Below are 22,252 nucleotides of genomic sequence, written 5' to 3'. Positions count from 1 at the left end.
ACCGACCCCGCACCCACCGACGCCGTGACCACCGACCCCGCACCCACTGACCCCGCGCCCGACGACCCGCGTGCCGTGCTGGAGGCGCTCGCCGGTTCGGCACGCCCCTACCTGATCGGCGTGCGGCACCACAGCCCCGCCCTGGCCGCCGCCGTGCCCGCGCTGCTGGACGCCGCCGGCGCCCAGGTGGTCTGCGTCGAGCTGCCGACCGACTTCCAGCACTGGCTCCCGCACCTGGCCGACCCGCAGACCCTCGCCCCGGTGGCCCTCGCCGGGGCCGGCGAGGACGGGCGGCTCGGCTTCTACCCGTTCGCCGACTTCTCGCCCGAGCTCGCCGCCGTCCGCTGGGCGCGCGAGCACGGCGCCCGGGTGGTCTGCTGCGACCTGCCGATGGCCGACCCGCGCTGGTCCGCCACCGGCCCCGACACCGCGCCCGCCGCGCCCGCCGACGAGTCCGGCAGGCCCGGCACGCCCGCCGACGGGCGTGCCGGAACCGCCTTCGCCGACGCCCTGGCCGCCGCCGGGACCGGCCGCGACGGCGACGACCTGTGGGACCGCTCCGTCGAGGTGCGCGCCCCCGGCTGCCCGCCGGAGGCCGTCCGGCGGGCCGCCCTCGGCGTCGGCTGGGCGCTGCGCCGCGACGCGGCCGGGCGCGGTGGCGTCCCCGCCACCGACCTCGCCCGCGAGGCGCACATGCGCGCGGTGATCGCCGAGGCCGGCGCCGACGGCTCCCGGGTCGCCGCCGTCGTCGGGTCCTTCCACGCGTCCGCCCTGCTCACCGAGGCAGCCGAGGCGGCAGGGGCACCGCAGACCGTCGCCGCCGCCACCGTCGAACCGGCCGGGACCGCCGGGACGGCGATCGCCACCTCGCTCGTCCCGTACACCTTCGGCCTGCTCGACTCCCGGTCCGGTTACCCGGCCGGGATCCGCGACCCGAAGTGGCAGCAGGCCGTCCTCACCGCCGGCGGCGACCCCGAGCAGGTCCGCGCGGCGGCCGCCCGGGCCGTCACCGACCTGTGCCGGGAGATGCGTGCCGCCGGACACACCGCGGGCACCGGCGAGGCCACCGAGACCCTCCGCCTGGCCTGCGACCTCGCCCGGCTGCGCGACCTCCCGGCGCCCGGCCGCGGCGAGGTGCTCGAAGCGGTCACCACCGTGCTCGGACAGGGCGAACCGCTCGGCCGCGGCCGGGCCCTCGCCCAGGCCCTCGAAACCGTGCTGGTCGGCACCGACCGCGGCCGCACCGCCCCCGGCACCCCCCGCTCGGGCCTCGGCCCCGGCGTCGAGGCCGAACTCACCGCGCTGCGCCTGCCCTGCCCGGACGAACCCGACTCCAGGGAACTGCGCCTCGACCCGCTGCGTTCCGCCCTCGACGCCCGCCGCGAGACCCTGCTGCAACGCCTCCAGGTCTGCGGCATCGGCTACGGCGAAGCCGTCGAGGTCACCGCCGCCGGCGACGCGACCGCGCTCACCACCCGCTGGCGCCTGGCCTGGACCCCGTCGGTCGCGGCCCGCCTCGACCTGGCCGGGGTCCGCGGGGTCACCGCGGCGCTCGCCGCCGCCGGCACCCTGCGGGAGACCGCCCGCCGCGAGCGCGCGGACGGCGGCCCCACCAGCAGCCAGCTCCTCGACGGCCTGCGCGCCGCCGCCCGCTGCGACCTGCCCGACCTGGTGGCCGACCGGCTCGCCGAGGCGGAGACCGTCCTGCCGTCCAGCGCCACCCTCCCCGAACTGCTCACCGCCCTCGACCTGATGGAGGCCCTGCGCCGCTCCCACCTGCCCGGCACCACCCCCGCCGGCCGCGAACAGGCCGCCGAACTGGCCGTCACCCTGCTCGAAGCCGCCGTCCGCGCGCTGCCCGGCCTCGCCGGCAGTGACGACCCGCAGGACGCCGCGGCCCTGGTCGCCCTCGCCACCCGCGCCGGCGAGCACCGCCTCGGCCTGCGGATGGACGACGCCCTCGGCACCCTCGCCCGCACCGGCTCCCCGCTCGTCCAGGGCGCCGCGCTGGCGGCCCGCGTCCTGCTCGACCTCGACGGTGCCGACACCCTCGGAGCCCGGGTCGCCGGCTGGGTCGACACGGCCACCCACCCCGAGGCCCGGCACCGGCTCGGCCGGCTGCTGACCGGCCTGCTCACGGCGGGCGGTCCGCTGCTGCAGTCCGCCCCCGACGCCCTCGGCCCGCTGCTCGACCGCGTCGACACCCTCCCCGACCGGGAGTTCCTGGACCGCCTCCCGGCGTTGCGCGGCGGCTTCGACGCCCTCGCACCCGCCGGGCGGGACCGCCTCCTGCGGACCGTCACCGACCGCCTCGGCGACCGGCTCGACCTCACCCTGGCCGCGCCACCCGAGCTGATCGCGCTCTGGACGGCGGCCGACGCGGCCGCCACGGCGGCCCTGGCGGCCCTGCGGCTGCCCGGCCTCACCGCCGCGGCGCCCACCGGGCCGGAGCCCGCTCCCGCCCCTGCACCGGCGGCGGCGGCCGACTCCGGACCCACCGTCCCCGCACCGCGGCCCGCGCACCGCCTCGCCCCCGCCGACCGCTGGCGCCTGCTCCTCGGCCGGGAACCCGAACGGCTCCCCGCCGACGCCCGCCGCTACGCCCACGCCCTCGACGAGCTCTACGGCGCCGGCCGCGGCGAAGGCGCCAACGACCTCGCCGGCGCCACCGGCGGCGACACCGGCGGCCAGGGCGCCTCCTTCCCCAGCGCCCGCGAATGGGCCGACGAACTCGACGCCCTGTTCGGCGCGGACGTCCGCGAGGAGGTGCTCGGCCGGGCCGTCGACGCCGGCCGCACCGACGTCCTCACCGAACTCGACCCCGACTCCGTGCGCCCCTCCGTCGACCTGCTGACCTCGGTGCTCAACCTCGCCGGAGGCATGCCCGAACAGCGCCTGGCCCGGCTGCGCCCCCTGGTGCGCCGCCTCGTCGAGGAACTCTCCCGCGAGCTCGCGACCCGGCTGCGCCCCGCCCTGACCGGCCTCGCCAGTCCGCGACCCACCCGCAGGCCCGGCGGCCGGCTCGACCTGCCGCGCACCCTGCGTGCCAACCTCGCCCACACCCGGCAGCTGCCCGACGGCCGGACGGTCGTCGTCCCGGAGCAGCCGGTGTTCAGCACCCGCTCCCGGAAGGAGGCCGACTGGCGGCTGATCCTGGTCGTGGACGTCTCGGGCTCGATGGAGGCCTCCGTCATCTGGTCCGCCCTCACCGCGGCGGTCCTCGGCGGCGTGCCGACCCTGTCCACCCACTTCCTGGCGTTCTCCACCCAGGTCATCGACCTGACCGACCGGGTGCCCGACCCGCTCTCCCTGCTGCTGGAGGTCAAGGTCGGGGGCGGCACCCACATCGCCGCCGGCCTCGCCCGGGCACGCTCGCTGGTGACGGTGCCGAGCCGCACCCTCGTCGTGGTCGTCAGCGACTTCGAGGAGGGCTACCCGCTGGGCGGCCTGCTCTCCGAGGTGCGCTCGCTGGCCGCCTCCGGCGTGCACCTGATGGGCTGCGCGGCCCTGGACGACACCGGGGCGCCCCGCTACTCGGTGCCCGTCGCGCAGCAGCTCGTCGCGGCCGGCATGCCCGTCGCCGCCCTCAGCCCCCTCGCCCTCGCCCGCTGGGTCGGCGACCGCCTCCGCGGAGAAACCCGATGACACCACCCACCACCCGCCTGCCCCCCGCGGCGCCGGACACCGTCGCGGCCGCCGTCGAGGGCCTCACCTCCCGGCTGCGCAAGAAGCTGGACGCCGCCGTCGAGCAGTACGCGGCGCTGCCCGTCACCGCCGCCGGTGACGGCACGACGGTCACCGTCGCCTGCGGCGAGGACGCCGTGGTCACCCTCACCCCCGGGCCGTCCGGCGCCGTCACCGACCACGAACAGGCACAGTGCAGCTGCCTGTTGGCACCGCGCTGCCTGCACCGGGCCGCCGTGCTGAGCGCCTGCCCGGTCGCCGACCCGGCGGCCGCCCCGGACACCGGCAGCGGCACCGACGCGCCCGCCGCCACCGACACCGGTACGGACCGGGGCACCGACCCGGGTACGGCCGCCGCCGAGCCGGCGGCCGAGACCCCCGCCGAGGCGGCCCGGCCGCTCACCGCGGCCCAGGTCCGCGCCGCGGCCGGACTCTGGTCGGCCACCGCCGCCGTGCTCGCCGCCGGCGTCCCGGCCGCCGGCGCCGTCCCGCAGGCCGAGCTGCTGCGGGCCGCCCACACCGCACGCCTCGCCGACCTGCACCGGGCCGAGGCGGCCGCCCTGCGGGTGGTCCGCGGCCTGCGCGGGGCGCGCGCCCGCCACGACGGCCACCGGTCGGCCGACCTGGTCGCGGCGCTGCGCGAACTCCTGCTCACCACGGGGCTGCTGACGGCCACCGAGGCGGGCTCCGCACCCTCCGACCCCGGCCTGCTCGGGACGGCCCGGCGGGCCTACCGGAGCGGCGGCTCGCTCCGCGTCCACGGTGTCTTCCGGGAGCCGGTGATCAGCGCGACCGGGTACGGCGGCGTGGTCACCCACCTGATCACCGAGGAGGGGAGCTGGTACTCCGTCGCCGACGTCAAGCCCGGCGGTCCGGCCCGGGCCCGGGGTGCCGGCACGGCGACCGTCACCGTGGGCGCCGCCGTGCTCAACCACGCAGAACTCTCCCGCGCCGGGCTGCTGATCGCCGGTGCCACCGTCTCCGAGGACGGCCGCCTGGGCTCCGGCAAGGGCGTCCGGGCGAGCGTCGCCAAGGGGCTGGACTGGACGTCCGGGCCGCTGGCCGCGCTGTTCGCCGTCCCCCTGGCGCGGGCCGCCGCCGACCGGCTCGCCGACGGGCCGGCCGCCGACCCCGAGCAGACCGGCCGCGTCCGGCGCCCGCTCGGCTGCGACCTCGTCGTCCTCGGCGTCGCCGCCGACTGCGTGCTCGCCCGCGAGGTGGACCCCGCCACCTCCACGCCCCACGGGCCGCTGATCCGCCTCGCGGCGGCCAACGGGCACCCGGACTTGGCGCACACCGGCAACCTCCGGCAGCTCGCGGCCCACCCCGGCGTCCGGATCCGGGTGCTGGCCCGGATCGACCCGGACCGCGCCGCCACCCTGTACCCGCTCGCGGTCGGGCCCGTCCCCGGCGCCGAGCGGACCCTGCGCCTGCCCGCCGAGTGGCGGGGCCACGCCGACCTCGGCTACGACACCCTCCAGGGCGCCCACTTCCCCCCGGCCGATGCCGGCGAAACTGTCGCCCCGCCGTACGGAGCCGCGGCCGACCCGCTCGCCGACTCCCCGCTGTGGCGGGTGCGCCGCCTGGTGGAGCTGGCCGTCACCGGAGGCCGCCGGGCCGCCGCCGAGGCCGCCCGCAGCGGGGATCCCCGCACCGACGCCGCCGCGCTGCGCCGCACCGGCTTCCACGGCGCGGCCGACCTGGCCACCGCCCTGGCCGGCGAGGCGGACCGCCGCCACCGCGACGTGTTCGGCCGGCTCGGCGACCCCGGCGCGGACCGGTACGCCTCCGCCTGGCTCGCGGCGGCCGTCCACCTCACCAGCGCCGAACGGGGCGTGGTGCGGGCCACCTGGGAGGCGTGAAAGCGCCGCCCGCGCTGCTCCTGCCCGTCCGCGCCGTCCGCGCCGTCCGCGCTGCCCGCGCCGCCCCGCCCCGGCCGGACGGCGCGGGCCCGCGGGCGGGTCGTGCCCGCGCGGCGGGCCACGGCGGTGGGACCGTGGAGTCATGTGCGGTCGATACGTCTCCACCACCGGTCCGCAGGACCTGGTCGAGCTCTTCGGGGTGACCCGGTGGGATCCGACCGAGGTCCTGGAACCCGACTACAACGTCGCCCCCACGAAGGACGTCTGGGCGGTCCTGGAACGGTCGGACCGGGAGACCGGCACCGTCCACCGGCAGCTGCGGGCGCTGCGCTGGGGCCTGGTGCCGTCCTGGGCGAAGTCCCCGGACGTCGGGTCCCGGCTGATCAACGCACGGGCGGAGACCGTCGCCGACAAGCCGTCGTTCCGCAAGGCCTTCGGCGCCCGCCGCTGCCTGCTGCCCGCCGACGGCTTCTACGAGTGGGCCGCCGTCCCCGCTCCACCCGGCGGTAAGGCCCGCAAGCAGCCGTACTTCATCGCCCCCGCCGACGGCTCCCTGATGGCGATGGCCGGCCTGTACGAGTTCTGGCGCGACGACTCCCGGCCCGACGGCGACCCGCAGGCCTGGTGGACGACCTGCACCGTCATCACCACCGACGCCACCGACGCGGCCGGCCGCGTCCACCCCCGGATGCCGCTCGCCATCGACCCCGGCGACATCGACGCCTGGCTCGACCCCGCGCACACCGACCCCGCCGGGCTGCGCGCGCTGCTCCACACCCCGGCCGGCGGCGAGCTCACCGCCACCGCCGTCACCACCGCCGTCAACAACGTGGCCAACAACGGCCCGCACCTCCTGGACCCGGCCCCGGACCCGGCCTGACGACGCCCGTCGCCGCGGGCCGGTCCGACCGCAGCGACCGGTCCGGACCTAGGGTGGGGTGATGAGAACCGGATACCGCCCCGTCCCCGCCCGGCAGGCCGCGCCGGAGGACGTCGACGCCATGGTGGACGCCCTGACGACCGCGTTCTTCGACGACCCGCTGTGGGGGCCGGCCTTCCCGGACGCCGGACGGCGCGCGGTGCAGGCGGCGGCGATGTGGCGGCTGTACGTGACCTCGGCGCTCCGGTACCCGTGGACGCTGGTGACGCCCGCCGTGGAGTCCGTCGCCGTGCTGATCCCGCCGGGCGGCACCGAGCTGGCGCCCGAGGACGAGGAGGCGCTGGAGCCGCTCCTGACGGAGGTCGCCGGTCCGGAGGTGGCCCGGGCGATCGGGGTCGTCTGCGAGCAGCTCGAAGCCGCGCGGCCGACCGGGCCGCACTTCTACCTCACCCTGCTCGGAACCCACCGGGACCACCGCGGCAAGGGCCTCGGCATGGGCCTGCTGGCGGAGGCGCTCACCAGGGTCGACGCCCTCGGCGCCCCGTGCTACCTGGAGTCGTCCAACCCCGCGAACGACGTCCGCTACGGCCGGCACGGCTTCGTCCCGCACGGCCGGGTCGCCCTCGCCTCCGGCCACGCCGTGACGACCATGTGGCGTCCGGCCCGCTGACCGCGCCCCCGCGGCGGGGAGCCGTCCGGCCCGTTGCTGGAGCGGGACTCGACCCCGGCTCGGGGGCCGCTGGAGCGCACCGTCCGGGGCACCGGCGACGTGGCAGGCTCTGTACCATGAATCGGTCGAATCACATCCCGGGCCCCGACGTGACCGTCCGTGGACTGCGGATCCCGAGCCTGTTGAGCACCCTGATCGCCCAGGGCCGGTGGCGCCACCCCGGCGACGACACGATGTCCCGGCTGATCCCCTGGTTCGAGGACCCGCTCGACTTCCTGACCAGCCTGGAGCGGATCGAGCGGGAGTCGGTCGCGCTGGACCGGATCGCCGACCACGAACCGGCCCAGCTGTTCCGCGAGGTGCGGGGAACCACCCGGGACACCCCCGTCGAACTGCCCTGGCTGGACGTCGAGCAGGCCGTGCTCATCGCGGTCTGCCGCTTCGCCGGCGACGACGTGGCCCTCGCCCTGGACTACCGCACCGACGCCGTCGACCCGCGCGTGGTGGGGACCGACATCTGGACCGACCCGCAGCTGTACGAGTGGCGCACGGTCGCGCCCACGTTCTCGGCCTTCGCCGCCGCGCTCAACCTGGCCGCCTGACGGGCCGTTCGGCAGGCGGCCGGCCCGCGGTCGGCGTGCGGCGGGCCCGCCGCACCGGCCCGGACGAAGCCCTCGACCGGACCGACCGCGGGGCGGCGGCGCGCGGCTGCCCGCGCAGCCGTCCTGACGCCCCGTCGTCCCGCAGGCGCCCCGCCATCCCGGGCACCGCCCGCGCGTCGGCCGACCCCGGCCGGATCGTCACTGGTAGTAGTTGTCCGCAGGCGGTGGGTTCCGGGTGCGGCCGTACGGCGGTGCCGGGGCGCTCCGCCCGGGCGGCGGGTCGAGCGGGCAGGAGCGGATCATGGGTGGCGGACGACGTACGGGCGCCGGGGCGCGGGAGTGCCGGTCCGGGATGTTCCGTCTGGAGGGCTACCTGGCCTGGGAGGCGGAGGTCGCCGCCGCCCGGCGCGAGGCGGCCGGCTTCGTCGAGCGCTTCCCGTGGCTGTCCACCGGCCAGCGCGAGGCGGTCCGGGAGGCCTACGAGGCCGAGCGGCTCGGCTTCGCGGAGGGTGTCTTCGAGCGGGCCGCGAAGCGCTCCCGCGGGGTGGCGGAGTTCTACCGGCGGCGCTGTCTGACGATCTGTACCCGCTGGGCCGGGGCCTGCGTCGCGGTGATGGCCGGCACGGCCCTGCTGGCGGCGCTCCCGGTGCTGCTGCGCGGATGACGCGGTCCGGCGCCGACCCCCGCGGAGGGGGCGGCGCCGGACCGTACAGGACCGGACCTAGTGGTGGCCGCTGCCGATCTTGCGGGCCTCCTCCGCGGTCGGCTTGGCGATCTGCCCGGACGAGCCGAAGTAGCCCACCGACAGGCGGTGCCTGACCCAGGCGAGCCGGTTCGGCTTCCCGTTGGGGCCGGTCGGCTCCGGCACCGGCGCGGGTGCCGGCTGGTCGTGCGCGGTGAGCCGGTGCATCTGGTCCTGCGCCAGCGGGGCGTGCACCTCGATGAACTCGCCGTGCGGAAGCCGCTTGATGACGCCGCTCTCCCGGCCGTGCAGGACCTTCTCCCGGTCCCGGCGCTGGAGGCCGAGGCACCAGCGCTTGGCCACGAAGAACACGATCACCGGGACGATGAAGAAGCCGACCCGCACGGCGTTGGTGATCGAGTTGATCGACAGGTGGAAGTGGGTGGCGATCAGGTCGTTGCCACCGCCGATCAGCAGGACCACGTACTCCGAGACCCACGCCGCGCCGAACGCGGTGCGCACCGGCGCGTTGCGCGGCCGGTCCGCGATGTGGTGCTCGCGCTTGTCGCCGGTGACCCAGGCCTCGAAGAACGGGTACGTCCAGATGGCGACCAGGACCAGCGGGAAGACCATCAGCGGGACGAACACCCCGAGGTTGAGGGTGTGGCCGCCCCACACCGAGATCTCCCAGCCGGGCATCACCCGCACCAGGCCCTCGGAGTAGCCCATGTACCAGTCGGGCTGGGCGTCGGTGGACACCTGGTCCGGCCGGTACGGCCCGTACGCCCAGATCGGGTTGACGGTGGCGATCGCGGACATCACCGCGACGATCCCGAAGACCAGGAAGAAGAAGCCGCCCGCCTTGGCCATGTAGATCGGCATCAGCGGCATGCCGATGACGTTCTTCTGCGTCCGTCCGGCCCCCGCGAACTGCGTGTGCTTGTGGTAGAAGACCAGGATCAGGTGCGCGGTGAGCAGTCCGACCATGATGCCCGGGATCAGCAGGATGTGTACCGTGAACAGCCGGGGGATGATCACCGTCCCGGGGAACTGCCCGCCGAAGATGAACATCTGCAGGTACGTGCCCACGACCGGCACGGACAGCACCGCGCCCTCCATGAACCGGATGCCGGTGCCCGACAGCAGGTCGTCGGGGAGCGAGTAGCCCATGAAGCCGTCGAACATGCCGAGGATCAGCAGCAGCGCACCGAAGATCCAGTTCAGTTCACGCGGCTTGCGGAAGGCACCCGTGAAGAAGACCCGCATCATGTGCACGAGCATCGACGCCACGAAGACGATCGCCGCCCAGTGGTGGATCTGCCGGATCAGCAGCCCGCCGCGGATGTCGAAGCTGATGTTCACGGTGGAGGCGTAGGCGTCCGACATCCGGACGCCGTTCAGCGGCCCGTAGGCGCCCTCGTAGACGACCTCGCTCATGCTGGGCTTGAAGAAGAACGTCAGCCACACGCCCGTCAGCAGGATGATGACGAAGGTGTAGAGCGCGATCTCGCCGAGCATGAACGACCAGTGGTCCGGAAAGACCTTGCGCAGGTTCGCCTTGGCCAGCCCGTAGATGCCCAGGCGCCCGTCCGTCCAGTCCGCGAGCGCCTCCGCGCGGTTGGCCGGCTGCGCCCGGGTCGACGCCGGGGCGGCGGGCGGGGACGACTTCCGGTCAGCGCGCATGGCGGCCCCCTCGCGGTGCGACGGGACGGTGCGCGGCCGGGCCCGGGCGGTGTGGCCGGGCCGGCCGCGAAGCCGGTCGTCGACGGTGGGCATCTGTGGTCATCGAAGCGCCTCTCCGGAAGGAAGGGCACCGCGCGAGGCGCCGTCCTTCGGCCCGGCGTGCTCGGGGTGCCCGCGTCGATGGCGGCCGTCGTGGAGCGGCGGCCGCCTGCGCGCCGGACGTCCGCCACGTTCGCTCGGCCACCGGCGCGACCCCGTCCCCCCGGTTGCCCGGAGTGACGGTTCGGTTACTCCTCTCATGCTGTCGTGTCGTCGTGGCGCACGCACGCTCATCAGGCCGTGTCGACCACCTCCACACCCTCGACCCCCCTCGGGCCGGCCGTCGGGGCCGGCGGCGGGAGCACCCCGACGACCCCGGCCCGGGACCGCCGGCCGCCGGCATCCGCGAAATCCGTACGACCGCTGTCCGACGCCTCTGGCATACTCCGCAGATTCGGGGCCGGGCGAAGATCCGTGTCGTCCGCCGCCCCGGGGATCGTGGAAGGAAGACGGGGATGGATCCGAGGAACGTGCTGCGGCGGTGGCCGCTGGTCGGGCGCGAGGCCCAACTGGGAGAGTTCGAGGCGGTCCTGCGGGACCCGCGCCGGGCGGGGTTCCTGGTCTTCGGGCCGGCCGGCGTCGGCAAGTCCCGGCTGGCGGAGGAGTGCGCCGACCTGGCGGCCGCGGCCGGGCACCCCGTCGGACGGGCCCTGGCCACCGCCGCGGCGGCCTCGGTGCCGCTGGGCGCCATCGCCCACCTGCTCCCCGCCGGCGCCGACCTCTCGGACCCGGTCGCCGGATTCGCCGAGGTCGCCCGGCTGCTGTCCGCCCGCCCGCCGGGCACCCCACCGCGCCGGACGGTGCTGCTGGTCGACGACGTCCACCTGCTCGACGCCACCTCGGCCGTGCTGCTGCGCCAGCTGATGGACGCCGGGGTGGTCCTGCTGCTCGGCTCCGTCCGCGCGGGCGAGGCCGGCGGTGAGGCCGTCGCCGCGCTCGGACACGGCGACGCCGTCCACCAGACGGACCTGGCCGCCTTCGGACTCCGGGAGGTCGAAACCCTGCTGGAGCAGGTGCTGCGGGGCGCCGTCGGACGCAACTCCGCCGGCCAGCTGTTCGCCGCGAGCGGCGGGAACCCGCTCTACCTGCGGGAGTTGGTGGTCGGTGCGGTCACCACCGGGGCGCTCACCAGCGACGGCGAGATCTGGGAGCTCGCCGCGGGCCGCCTGCCCGGCACCCGCCGGCTGACCGACCTGATCCGGGCCCGCCTCGCGGTCGCCCCGCCGGCCGGCCGGTGCGTCCTCGACGTCCTCGCCCTGTGCGAGCCGCTCTCGCTGGCCAGGCTCACCGCGGAGGCCGGCGAGGAGACCCTCGACGGGCTGGAACGCTCCGGGCTGCTCGTCGTCACCCAGGAACGCCGCCGCACCGCCGTACGGCTCGCCCACCCCCTCTACGGCGAGGTGCTGCGCGCCGAGATGACCGCGCTGCGCCGCCGCGAGACCCTCCTGCGGCACGTCGCCCTCACCGAGCGCAGCGGCGCCCGCCGCCGCGAGGACGCCCTCCACCTGGCCACCCACCAGCTGGCCGCCACCGGCACCGCGGACCCCGCGCTGCTCGTGCACGCCGCCGTGCTGGCCGCGCACGCCCGGGAGTACCCGCGCGCGCTGGGCCTGCTGCGGGCGGTGCCGAGGGAGCAGCACGGTTTCGCGATCCGGCTGCTGCTCGGGCGGACCCTGTACGAGGCGGGGGACTTCGAGGAGGCGGAGGCGGAACTGGCCGCCGCCGACGCGCTCGCCGCCGACGAGCAGGACGTGCTGACCGCCGTCCTGATCCGCACCCAGAACCTCGTCTGGGGGCTCGGCGCGCCGTACGCGAGGGTCCTGGCGGTCATCGACGCGGCCCGCGACCGGGTCCGCAGCCCCTTCGGCGTGCGGGCCCTGGTCGTCAACGAGGCCGGTACCGCCTTCGCGGCGGGGGAGTTCGCGCGCAGCCTCTCCCTCTGCGCCGACCTCGAACCCGGGCCGGCGCAGGCGCCGGACGACCGGCTGTGGCTGATGGCGGCGACGGCCCGGTCCGCGGCGCTCGCGTTCCTGGGCCGCGGCGAGGAGGCCGTGGACTGGGCCCGCCGGGTGCTCGCCGCCCACCCGGCCGCCGGCACCGACACCGAGGCGTACGCCGTGGCCACGCACGAGGCGGCCCACCTGTCCGTCCTGGCCCTCGCACTGACCGAGTGCGGGCAACTCGCCGAGGCCCGTGCGGTGGGCGAACGGGCGTACGCGGGCCTCGCCGACGCCGGGGTGTACACCGAACGCCGGCTGCTCGCCTTCCACCTGGGCCGCGGCGCCTGGCTGGCCGGGCACCCCGCCCGGGCCCGCCGCTGGTTCGCGGAGGTCGCCCGGGCGTCGCGCCCGCACACCGCGGTCGCCCTGCCGATGGCCCTGGCCGGGATCGCCGGCTGCGCCGCGCTCCAGGGCGACCTGGCGGCCGCCGAGGCGGCGCTCGCGGAACGCGCGGACCTGCCGGGCGCGACGGTCATGCCCGAGGAGCAGCTCGGCGAGGCCTGGCTGCACGTCGCCCGGGGAGAGTTGACCCGCGCCCGCGCGCTGCTCGCCGAGGCCGCCGAGGAGGCCCGCACGCGCGGGCAGGTCTCCTTCGAGGCCGTCCTGCTGACCGACCTGGCCCGGCTCGGGCAGGCCCGGGAGGTCGCCGACCGGCTGGCGGAGATCGCGGCCGGGTGCAACGGGCCGTTCAACGCGGCGCGCGCCGAACTGGCCGGTGCGCTGGCCGCGCAGGACCCGGACCGGCTGCTCGCCGTCTCGGCGGACCTGGCGGCGATCGGCGCGGACCTGCCCGCGGCCGAGGCCGCCACGGCCGCCGCCGTCCTGCTGCGGGAGGACGGACAGGCCCGCCGGGCCACGGCCGCGGCGGTCCGTGCCGAGGAGCTGGCGGCGCGCTGCGAGGGGGCCAGGACGCCGGCCCTGCGGCTCGGCGAGGAGGCCGCCCGGCTGACCGGGAGGGAGCAGGAGATCGCCCTGCTCGCCTCCCGGGGCATGCTCAGCAAGGACATCGCCGCCCGGCTGACCATCTCCGTCCGGACGGTCGACAACCACCTGCAGCGCATCTACGCCAAACTCGGCGTCACCACGCGCCGGGAGCTCACCGGCCGCTTCGGCTGAGACCGGACCGGGCTGCGCCCGGGGCGCCGGTCGTGTCCGACCCGCCCGGCTCGCCCGGGTCGCCCGTTGCGGCGGCCGGGCGCAGGGCGAGCAGCCCGTACAGGCCGCCGGACACCACCAGCCCCACCGCGAACGAGACGTCGGCCCCGTCCATGGCCCGCGCCACCGGCCCGGTGTAGAGCGTGGTCGACAGGAACGGGAGCATCGCCGCCAGCCCGACCAGGTAGCAGGACAGCCCGCGCCAGGCCCAGCGGCCGTAGCTGCCGCGGTCGTCGAAGATGTCCTCGATCGAGTACCGGCCCCGGCGGACGGCGTAGTAGTCGACCAGGTTGATCGCCGTCCATGGGACCAGCACGTACAGCATCAGCAGGATGAAGGTGTTGAAGCTGCCGAGGTAGTCCTCGGGCAGGACGAGCGCCATCCCGAGCACCACCGCACCGACCGCGAGCACGGCGCCCGCCCGCAGCACGGCCGTCGGCCGCCGGCGCCGGAACGCGTCCACGCCGCTCACCGCCGTCAGCATCGCCCCGTACGTGTTCACGCCCATCACCCCGACCAGGGCCAGCGAGGACACCAGGACGGCCGCCGTGCCGAACCCGGGCAGCATGCCGTCGCCCGCCCGGAGCAGCGCGGTGACGGCGTCGGTGCCCGGCAGCCGGCTGCCGAGGAAGGCACCCAGCGACATCAGCCAGACCGCGGAGGAGGCGGCGCCCGCGTACGTCCACCCGATCACCCGGCGGGCGTCGGCGTCCGCGGGCAGGTAGCGCGAGTAGTCCGACACGTAGACGGCGTAGCTGATCTGGTAGCCGGCCGCGGCCGCGAAGGTGGCCAGGAACGCCGTCCACTGACTGCCGGCCGGCGCCACGTCGACCGGCGCGTCCCACCAGTGGACGACGGCGCCCACCGTCAGCACCCCGAACACCGCGATCAGGATCCAGCTCAACGCCCGCTGCACGGCGTGCAGCAGATCGTGCCCGACCAGGGCCAGCACCACCGCGACCACGGACAGCACGGGGTACCAGAGCGCCGGACCGCCACCGGCGACCTGGCCGAGCCCCTGGGCGGCCAGCACGACGTTGAAGACGTTGAACCCCAGGTAGACGAAGACCACCGCGGCGAACGGCAGCACGGCGCCGCGCACCCCGAACTGCGCCCGGGACTGGATCATCTGCGGCAGCCCCAGCCGGGGCCCCTGATTGGCGTGCACCGCCATGAACACCGTGCCGAAGCAACCGCCCAGGACGACGGCCGCCACCGACCGGCCCACCCCCAGGCCGAGCGACGGACCGATGAAGCCGATGACCAGCGTGGTCAGCACGAAGTTCCCGGAGAACCAGAACGGCCCCTGGTGCCAGACCCGGCCGCGGCGCTCCTCGGGCGGGACGAAGTCGATGGAACGGGTTTCGAGCACGGACGGGGTCGCGCGGCCGTGGCGGGCGGCGGGTGGGTGGTGCACAGGACATCCTCAGGTGTGGGTAAGGGGGACGCCGGCCGGTCACCGGCAGGCGTACGTGAACGTGGTGGCGGAGCGCACCCGGCCCGGCGACAGGACCTCCAACTCGGCGGTGGCGGTCACCGTCCCGGGCCCGTCGAACGACCAGCGCAGGGTGACCTCGGTCTGCCGCACCCCCCGCTCGACCGTCTGCCGCAGCGGGCCGGAGACCCCGCCGTCGCTGCGCAGCCAGCGGTACTCGACGGTGCCGGCGCCGCCGTCCGTCAGCAGGGTCGCCGACACCGTGACGGTGCGGTCGCAGCCCGGCCCGCCGGCGTCGGAGCGGACGGCGACACCGGTCACCGCGAGCGGCGGGTGGGTGCGCTGCCAGAGCAGGCCGCCGAGAACGGCGGCGGCCAGGGCGGCGGCCAGGGCGGCAGGGCGCAGCCGCCGGCGGGCCCCGCGCCCGCGCGGCGCGGGCACCGGTGCGCCGCGGCCGGCACCCGGTGCGCCCCAGACCGCGTCGTCGAGCAGGGTGGCACTGGTGGCCTCCTCGACGGGCTCCCGGTCGCCCCGGAACTGACGGATCGTCACTTCTTCGTGGAGGCGGTCGATCCGGACGGTCGGCTCCTCGGAGCGTCCGTGGGCCTGGCGCGGGTCGGGTCGTGCGGACATGGCTCCCCCCAGGGGCGGCGAGGTCTAGAGAACGGGGCTGCAGTCGTCGGAACGCAGCACCTTGTACGTCCCGTTGCCGGCGGCCGACGCCGGGACGGTCGTCACCTGGACCCCCCAGTAGAGGGAGGTGTCGGCCGAGCCGAAGGCGTGGCTGTAGGTGCCGCTGAACGCCGTCCGCCCCTGGGGCAGCGTGATCCGGTCCGTGGCCACGGTGGTGCCCGGGCCCGGGCTGCTGCCGTGGAACCAGGTGAGGACCAGCGTCCCGGCGGCCGCGCCGTCGGACTTCACGCTCACCACGCCCTGGGCGCCGTACCGGCCGGAGCAGCCGAACTGGGACACCGACAGCGCGAGCACCCGCAGCGCGGCGGGCGCCGGAGCGGTCGGCGTGGTCACCGGGGCGGACGGCCCCGCGGTGGGGGGCGGCGCCACCGGCGTGGCCGCCGCCGTCGGCACCGCGGGGCCCGGAGGGGCGCCGCCGCCGGGTGCCGCGGGACCGGGCACCGGGGCCCCGGGGACGGCCGCCCCACCCGCACCCGGAGCCCCGCCGGGAGCGGACGGGCCACCGGCACCGACCGGGGCTCCCGGCTCCGCGCCCGGGGCCGGGGCGTCGGCGGGCCCCGCGGTGCCCGGCGGCTGCTCCCCGGGCTGCGGGTCGGCCGCCGGCTGATCGGTGGGCTGCGCGTCCGGCGTGCCGGACTGCGGGGCCGCCCGGGACGGCTCGTTGCCGGCCTCGGCGGCCGGCCCGGAGCGTTCGGAGGCGAGCGCGGACACCGTCAGCGCCCCCGCCACCAGCAGCGTCGCGGCGGCCAGCGCCACCGGCCCGCGCCGGAGGCCCCGGCCCCGGCCGCCCGGGTGGTCGCCCCGCGGACCGTCGGAGGGCCGACCGTCGGAGGGCGCGGTCAGGGTGGTGGAGGCGAGCGCGGTCGAGCCGGACGCCCCGCCCGTCCCGGAGGAGCCCAGCAGCAGCGGGAGCGCGGTGAGCAACGCGGCCATCCGCCGGTGCCCGCGCACCTCCCAGTCCTCGCCGTACGCGGCGGTCGCGGCCGCCTCCAGCTCCGCCGCGAACGCGGCCGCGCCGCGCGGCCGTTCGGCCGGACGCTTGGCCAGGCCACGGCGGATCAGCGGGCGCAGCGCCTCCGGTGCCCGGTCGTCCGGGATCGGCGCCTCGACGTGCTGGACCGCCAACTCCAGGGCGGTCGTGCCGGTGTAGGGCTTGGCGCCGGTCAGGCACTCGAAGAAGACGGCGGTCGCCGCGTACACGTCGGTCAGCGGGGTCACCGGCTGCCCGGCCCACTGCTCGGGGGCCATGTACGGCGGCGTGCCCGTCACCGCGCCCGCCGAACCGCTGGCCACCGCGATGCCGAAGTCCACCAGCTTGGAGGCGCCGTCGACACCCACCAGCACGTTCTCGGGCTTGTAGTCCCGGTGGACCACACCGGCGGCGTGTGCGGCGGCCAGGCCCAGCAGCGAGCCCTTGAGCACGGTGAGTGCCGCCTCGGCGCCGGTCGGGCCCTCCTGGTGGAGCAGCGCGCGCAGGGCGACGCCGTCCACCAACTCCATGACGATGGCGGCCCGTTCGTCCTGCTCGACGTAGTCGTACAGCCGCGTCACGTGCGGCGACCTGATGCCCGTCAGCAGCGCGGCCTCGGCCCGGAACGCGTCCGGCGCGCCGTTCGTCAGGTACTTGATCGCGACCAGGCCGCCGGAGGCGTCGTGTGCCGCCTCCACCACCCGCCCGCACGCTCCCCGTCCCAGCTCCCGCCGGGTCGTGTAACCGGGCACCTCCCAGTGCGCGTTCCCGCTCATCGCCTCTGTCGTCCGTTCTTCGTCTTCGTCTTCGTGTTCGTCTTCGTGTTCGTGGTGCTCGTCGCCGCGGTGGCCGCCGCGCGGTACGGCGTCACAGCTGCAGGCGCACGGTGCCGGTGGTGATCTCGACGTCGTCGACCAGGAACGGGTGACGGTTGCCGGCACCCTCGGCGGCGAGGAAGGTCAGCGTCAGTGTCTGCGGCCCGGCGGAGACCGGTCCGTTCGCCACGGTCAGCTCCCGGCGCACGTAGTCGTCGCTCCAGTCCTTGTTGGTGAAGGAGTCCGACGCGTACGTGACCCCGTCCTCGGAGGTGAGGGACACCAGCAGCTCGCGGAAGCCCCGGTCGGCCGCCCGGGCGTCCTCGACGCGCAGCCAGTACGAGACGCGGACGGACGTGAAGGCGGGCACCGTGAACGTCCTGGACACCGTGTCGGCGCCGACGCCGTGCCCGCCCAGCGCGGCCTTCCAGGTGCCGGAGTGCGCCGGGGCCGACGGCCCATCGCCGATCGGCCGGTAGCCGGGGGTGGTCGAGGTCTGGTGCCATCCGGTGGCGCCCAGCTCGAACCCTCCGTTGGCCGGCGGGTCGGTCCGTGCGTGCGCGGACGGGGCCAGGGCCGGCTGTCCCAGCGCCACGACGGCGGCCACGGCGCCGAGGTGTCCCGTCCATCGTCGGTTCTTCATCGGTTCTCCTGTGGGGTGTGCGGGTGCGGCGCGGGCCGGGTGCCGCGCGCCGGTCACAGCAGATCAAGATCGCCCGGGCCCGGTCGTGAGTAGCCGCTACTCATCCCCGCGGGCACCGCCGCGCGGCAGACTCCCGACACCGACCCCTGTCCGAGCCCACTGCGCCCAGCGAGGTACCCGCCGATGACCCACGCCCCCACCGCGACCACCCGGATCGCCTGCCTGCAGATCCCCCTCGCGGTGGGCTCGCCTGACGCCAACCGCGCCCGCGCGGCCCGCGCGATCACGGCCGCGGCCCGGCTGGGCGCCCGGATCGTCGTCCTGCCGGAGCTCACCAACAGCGGCTACCGGCTGGCCGGGCCCGCCGAGGCCGCCGCGCTGGCCGAACCGCTGGACGGCCCGACCGTCACGCAGTGGCGGCACCTGGCCGCACGCCACGGCCTGCTGGTCGTCGGCGGCCTGTGCGAACGCGACCCGGCCGGGCAGCTGCGCAACTCCGCGGTGGCGGTGGACGCCACGGGCCTGCTCGCGGTCTACCGCAAGGCCCACCTGTGGGACCTGGAGAGCACGATCTTCGTGCCCGGCGACGAGGCCCCGCCCGTCGTGGAGACGGTGCACGGACGGATCGCGCTGATGGTCTGCTACGACCTCGAATTCCCGGAGTGGGTCCGGATCCCCGCCCTGAACGGCGCGGACCTGCTCTGCGCGCCGGTGAACTGGCCGGTGCTGTCGCCCGTCGCCGAGGGGACGCCGATGGAGGTGGTCCGGGTGCGTGCGGCGGCGGCCGCCAACCGGATCTTCGTGGCCGCCTGCGACCGGACGGGGAGCGAGCGGGGCACGGAGTGGGTCGGCGGCTCGGTCGTCGTGGACCCGGACGGCATGCCGGTGGCCGGGCCGCCGTACGACGGCGGCCCGGCACTGCTGCTGGCGGACTGCGCGCTGGGGCAGTCCCGTTCCAAGGCCCTCGGCCCGCGCAACGACGTGCACCGGGACCGCCGGCCGGCGCTCTACCGGGCCTGCCGGGCGGACACCGGCTGACCGTCAGTCGTCGCCGCCGTCCGCGCAACCCGTCCGAGGACCGCCCGGATGGGCGACGGTGCAGGTGTCCGCGCCCGGCCCGCCGTTCAGGACGTCGCCCTCGACGGCGGCCCCGTACAGCTGGTCACGGCCGTCCTCGCCGAGGAGGGTGTCCCGGCCGCTGCCGCCCAGGAGGGTGTCGTCCCCGGGCCCGCCGCGCAGGACGTCGTCGCCCGCACCGCCGACGATCACGTCCGCGTCCCGGCCACCCTGGAGGACGTCGTCGCCGGCGTCGCCGAACAGGTTGCTCCGGAGGGCGGTGGCGTTGGAGATCCGGTCCGATCCGGTACCGCCGATCACGGTGATCCAGTGCAGCGAGCTGCCGCCCGGGGTCCCATCGGGCCGGTCGATCAGGACGGTGTCGTCACCGTCCCGGGTGTCGATCCGGATGCCCTGCACCCGATGGTCGGGGTTGTAGCACCTGACGACCGGACCGATCGGCGGGAGGCAGCCGTGCCCGGTGCGGACGAGACCCGATCCGCTGGTACGGATGGTCACGGTGCCCGGGGGGCCGAACCCCCACGACGTGTGGTCGAACACCTGGACGTCGTCGTTCCGGCCCGGCCCGGCCGTGAAGGAGAGCACCCCGTCGGGGTCCACCTCCACGAACGCGGAGGCGAGCACCGGGTCGCCGACCGGAGGTGCCGTCGCGGGTGCCGTCGGAGCTGTCGTTGCGGGGTCCGTGACGGCGGCCTGCGCCGTGGCGCCGCAGAGTGCGGCCTGGGCGAGGACGACGGCCGCGGCCGCCGTCGCGGCCACGGCGGCTCCGGAGCCCGTGCGGTGGAGAGTCATCGTAGGTCTTCCTGGGTGGTCGGTTCGTACCGGTGGTCGTCGAGAACGGCGAAGCGGTCGCCGGCCCGGGAGGTGTCAGCGGTCCCGGCCCGACGGCCGCCAGGAGCAGCGGCGGCGCCGCAAGGGCGGGAGGGGCCAACGGTCAACGCCCGGTGGGGAGATCGGGTCCGGCCGGGATGACGGCGATGCCGGCCGTGGCGTGCGCGTACAGCCGCCCGCCGTCCATGCCCACCAGCTGGGCCTGCGCGGTCGCCAGCGTCCGCCCCAGGTGCACGACCTGCGCGCTGCAGTGCAGCATGCCGAGGCCGACCGGCACGGGCCGGACGAAGTTCACGTTCAGCTGCACCGTCGAGATGCCGGCACCCGGCGGGAGCAGCGTGAGCACCGACGCGCCGAGCACGGAGTCCAGCAGCGTGGCGAGGTAGCCGCCGTGGACCGTCCCGTTGATGTTGCCGAGACCCGGGTCGGTCTCACCGGCCGCCGTGGCATGACCCGGCCGGACGGCGGTCAGCGAGAATCCGAGCGTGGTGGAGATCGCGGGCGGCGCGATCCGGCCGTCGACCACGGCTTGCAGCAGCTCCTCTCCGGACAGGGCCGCCGGGCCGGCAGCCGGCGCGGACGATTCCGGGGAGGAGGATGTTCGGGGGTTGGGTACCGTCATGCCTGAATCCTCGGTACCGCCGGGAGCCGCGCCATGAGTAGCCGCTACTCACCTTTCCGGCCGGTGCCGGGGCGGCCCGGCCGAGCGGACGCGCAGTCACTGCCCGGAGGCCGCGATCTCCCGTCGGCTCTCACGCCGTGCCGTGTGGACCGCCGTCCGCCGGGTCGGCGGCGACGGGCTGCGGACCCGTGCCGGGTGGCCCGTCGGCGGCTTCGGTGTCCTCGGTGTCCTCGGTGTCCTCGGTGCCCGCGGTGCCCTCGGGCCGGTCGGGTCCGTGGACGGCGACCAGGCCCGGGGCGGCGCCGTCGCCGTACGTCATCAGCCCCAGGACGGGGGGCGTGGTGCCGGGGAGCGTCAACCCCCGGTGGCGCCAGCGGTCGAGGAGCGCGTGGTAGATCGGCTCGCTCGTGCAGGTGGTGGCGCCGGGGCAGGTGGGAGCAGGATCGTGGGTGTCCATCTCTCTCCTCTGGGTGCGATTCCGGCTGACTGCGGGGCTTCGGGGCGGTTCGGCGTCGGGCCCGTCGGTGGGGGCGGCGGGAGAGTCGTCGGTGCTCGACCGATCGGTACCCGTGCTCGCAGGATCGTTTCTTCACTCGTCCCGCCCGGGGCCACGCCCGTCCCGTCCGCGCCTGTCCCGCGCGCGCCCACGCCCACGTCTGTCCCGGCCACCCGGCGGGTCCTCGGAACGCGGCGACGGCAGGACGGCCTCCGGGGCGGGGGCCGGTTCGGAGGCCGCCCGCATGCTCATGACGTCGCGGACCAGGCCGTTCCAGTCCTCGGCGAGGTCGGTGTACTCGGCGGACATCTCCGCGATGACCAGTTCGGCCTGGGAGAGGTCGCTGCGGGTCTGCGAGAGCAGACCGATGAGGGAGTGGACGCGCAGTTCGAGCGCTTCCTGCTCGCGCACGCGCCGGTCCAGGAAGGCGAGTTGGCCGGCCAGGGCCTCGCGCTGGATCGTCACCTCGCGCTGTTCCGAGGCCACCACGGCGAGGTGCCCGGAGAGCCGGTCGCTCGTCGTACTGATCCAGCGGTTGACCCGGACCAGGGCTATCTCCGTGACGATCACGCCTGCGAGCAGGCACCCCGCCAGGGCCGGCACCCAGGGCCGGCACCAGCCGCCGACGATGCAGAGCGCAAGGCCGGCAAAGGGAACGGAAAGCCTAGTGATCGGAGCTGCGAACTTTGCCACGCTGACTTTTCACCTCCAGAACGGCACGCTGTCATCCCGCCGCCTCTTTCCGGCTCTCCTGCTGCAGGCTGATCGCTTGCGCGATGGTGGCGAGGAGGAACCGGCGGATGACGGGGTCGGTGATACCCCAGGCGTCGGCTGCTTCCTCGGGGCTGATGGGGTGTGAGCGTACTCGCACGGGAAGATTGTTGGCGGATTCTGCAGAGATAACGCCCCCGCGCACCAGAAGGTCGCGAAGCTCGACCCTGACGGCATCGGCGATGCGTTCGAACTGGGTCGGATGGGGAAGCGTCTCGCCCTTGAGCATGCGGCCCACCGCCGACTGGCTCATGCCCACGTCCTCGGCCAGGGCCTTCCGCCCCCCGGCCCCCGGCCGCAGGTCGTAGCCCGCCCGCTCCGCGGCCGCGTGCACCGCGTCGCCGAACCGGAGGGCGGTCGAGGTCTGCTCCGGGTCCTTGCCCATGCTGGATGCCATGGGGGAAGGCTACCGCGCTGCATGTTCAGGACATGCAGGCGTGCACGCCTGCATGATGATGATCGCCGGTATATACAGGATGATTTGACGCAATATCGGACCGGAATACCTTGCATGCATGCAAGTGCTGCTGTTAGCGTCTCCGATCACCCTGACGAGGGCTTCACGCCGTACGAGGGAGGCAG

18 protein-coding genes are annotated in these 22,252 nt (G+C 76.0%); 8 read left to right on the top strand and 10 right to left on the bottom strand.

The annotated features are described in order from the left end of the window. Nucleotides 1–75: 75 nt before the first annotated feature. The 6 genes from ACIOFR_RS21795 (at nucleotide 76) to ACIOFR_RS21770 (ending at nucleotide 8,362) form a co-directional block, all read left to right on the top strand. Complete coding sequence (locus ACIOFR_RS21795) at nucleotides 76–3,645, top strand: DUF5682 family protein (RefSeq protein ID WP_400999805.1); 3,570 nt, start codon at nucleotides 76–78, stop codon at nucleotides 3,643–3,645. After that, nucleotides 3,642–5,546 (top strand): hypothetical protein, encoded by a 1,905-nt coding sequence (locus tag ACIOFR_RS21790; protein WP_400999698.1) that lies wholly within the window; start codon nucleotides 3,642–3,644, stop codon nucleotides 5,544–5,546. The genes ACIOFR_RS21795 and ACIOFR_RS21790 overlap by 4 nt, the downstream gene beginning before the upstream one ends. 142 nt (nucleotides 5,547–5,688) lie before the next feature. Continuing rightward, entirely contained in the window at nucleotides 5,689–6,426 is a 738-nt protein-coding gene (locus ACIOFR_RS21785; protein ID WP_400999696.1) for an SOS response-associated peptidase, read from the top strand. A 61-nt stretch (nucleotides 6,427–6,487) separates the two neighbouring features. Next, a complete protein-coding gene (locus ACIOFR_RS21780; RefSeq protein WP_400999694.1) occupies nucleotides 6,488–7,096 on the top strand; it encodes a GNAT family N-acetyltransferase in 609 nt (202 codons plus the stop codon). A 116-nt stretch (nucleotides 7,097–7,212) separates the two neighbouring features. Further along, nucleotides 7,213–7,698, top strand: coding sequence for a hypothetical protein (locus tag ACIOFR_RS21775; protein ID WP_400999692.1), 486 nt, complete (start codon nucleotides 7,213–7,215; stop codon nucleotides 7,696–7,698). A 352-nt stretch (nucleotides 7,699–8,050) separates the two neighbouring features. Then, nucleotides 8,051–8,362, top strand: coding sequence for a cytochrome C oxidase subunit I (locus ACIOFR_RS21770; protein ID WP_400999690.1), 312 nt, complete (start codon nucleotides 8,051–8,053; stop codon nucleotides 8,360–8,362). Nucleotides 8,363–8,419: 57 nt separating this feature from the next. On the opposite strand, the gene ACIOFR_RS21765 is transcribed toward ACIOFR_RS21770, so the two are convergent. Beyond that, nucleotides 8,420–10,063: a cytochrome bc complex cytochrome b subunit gene (locus ACIOFR_RS21765; protein ID WP_400999803.1), complete on the bottom strand. Its 1,644-nt coding sequence runs from the start codon at nucleotides 10,061–10,063 to the stop codon at nucleotides 8,420–8,422. A gap of 554 nt (nucleotides 10,064–10,617) precedes the next feature. Here ACIOFR_RS21765 and ACIOFR_RS21760 point away from each other — a divergent pair. After that, complete coding sequence (locus tag ACIOFR_RS21760; RefSeq protein WP_400999688.1) at nucleotides 10,618–13,278, top strand: LuxR C-terminal-related transcriptional regulator; 2,661 nt, start codon at nucleotides 10,618–10,620, stop codon at nucleotides 13,276–13,278. Here ACIOFR_RS21760 and ACIOFR_RS21755 read toward each other — a convergent pair. The 4 genes from ACIOFR_RS21755 to ACIOFR_RS21740 form a co-directional block, all read right to left on the bottom strand. Continuing rightward, entirely contained in the window at nucleotides 13,259–14,734 is a 1,476-nt protein-coding gene (locus ACIOFR_RS21755; RefSeq protein WP_400999686.1) for a purine-cytosine permease family protein, read from the bottom strand. The two genes, ACIOFR_RS21760 and ACIOFR_RS21755, sit on opposite strands and share 20 nt — an antisense overlap. Nucleotides 14,735–14,773: 39 nt before the next feature. Further along, nucleotides 14,774–15,385, bottom strand: coding sequence for a hypothetical protein (locus tag ACIOFR_RS21750; protein WP_400999684.1), 612 nt, complete (start codon nucleotides 15,383–15,385; stop codon nucleotides 14,774–14,776). A 24-nt stretch (nucleotides 15,386–15,409) separates the two neighbouring features. Beyond that, the gene (locus ACIOFR_RS21745; protein ID WP_400999682.1) at nucleotides 15,410–17,191 is read right to left on the bottom strand and encodes a protein kinase; all 1,782 of its coding nucleotides are present in this window, start codon (nucleotides 17,189–17,191) and stop codon (nucleotides 15,410–15,412) included. 91 nt (nucleotides 17,192–17,282) lie between these two features. Then, nucleotides 17,283–17,873 carry a hypothetical protein gene (locus ACIOFR_RS21740; protein ID WP_400999680.1) on the bottom strand — a complete coding sequence of 197 codons (591 nt, stop codon included), beginning with the start codon at nucleotides 17,871–17,873 and terminating at the stop codon, nucleotides 17,283–17,285. A gap of 183 nt (nucleotides 17,874–18,056) precedes the next feature. Between ACIOFR_RS21740 and ACIOFR_RS21735 the strand changes: the two genes are divergently transcribed. Further along, the gene (locus ACIOFR_RS21735) at nucleotides 18,057–18,911 is read left to right on the top strand and encodes a nitrilase-related carbon-nitrogen hydrolase (protein ID WP_400999678.1); all 855 of its coding nucleotides are present in this window, start codon (nucleotides 18,057–18,059) and stop codon (nucleotides 18,909–18,911) included. A gap of 3 nt (nucleotides 18,912–18,914) precedes the next feature. On the opposite strand, the gene ACIOFR_RS21730 is transcribed toward ACIOFR_RS21735, so the two are convergent. From ACIOFR_RS21730 to ACIOFR_RS21710, 5 genes are all read right to left on the bottom strand, one after another. Then, nucleotides 18,915–19,742 (bottom strand): calcium-binding protein, encoded by an 828-nt coding sequence (locus ACIOFR_RS21730; RefSeq protein WP_400999676.1) that lies wholly within the window; start codon nucleotides 19,740–19,742, stop codon nucleotides 18,915–18,917. Nucleotides 19,743–19,884: 142 nt separating this feature from the next. Further along, on the bottom strand, nucleotides 19,885–20,403 hold the full coding sequence (locus tag ACIOFR_RS21725) for a PaaI family thioesterase (RefSeq protein ID WP_400999674.1): 519 nt from the start codon (nucleotides 20,401–20,403) through the stop codon (nucleotides 19,885–19,887). A gap of 130 nt (nucleotides 20,404–20,533) precedes the next feature. Then, complete coding sequence (locus ACIOFR_RS21720) at nucleotides 20,534–20,860, bottom strand: hypothetical protein (RefSeq protein ID WP_400999672.1); 327 nt, start codon at nucleotides 20,858–20,860, stop codon at nucleotides 20,534–20,536. Nucleotides 20,861–20,992: 132 nt separating this feature from the next. Then, nucleotides 20,993–21,469 carry a hypothetical protein gene (locus ACIOFR_RS21715; RefSeq protein WP_400999670.1) on the bottom strand — a complete coding sequence of 159 codons (477 nt, stop codon included), beginning with the start codon at nucleotides 21,467–21,469 and terminating at the stop codon, nucleotides 20,993–20,995. 154 nt (nucleotides 21,470–21,623) lie between these two features. Next, entirely contained in the window at nucleotides 21,624–22,067 is a 444-nt protein-coding gene (locus ACIOFR_RS21710; protein WP_400999668.1) for a helix-turn-helix domain-containing protein, read from the bottom strand. Between the last annotated feature and the right edge of the window lie 185 nt (nucleotides 22,068–22,252).

This window comes from Kitasatospora sp. NPDC088346, assembly GCF_044740765.1.
Lineage (GTDB): Bacteria > Actinomycetota > Actinomycetes > Streptomycetales > Streptomycetaceae > Kitasatospora.
This window is presented reverse-complemented; position numbering and strand designations above follow the sequence as displayed.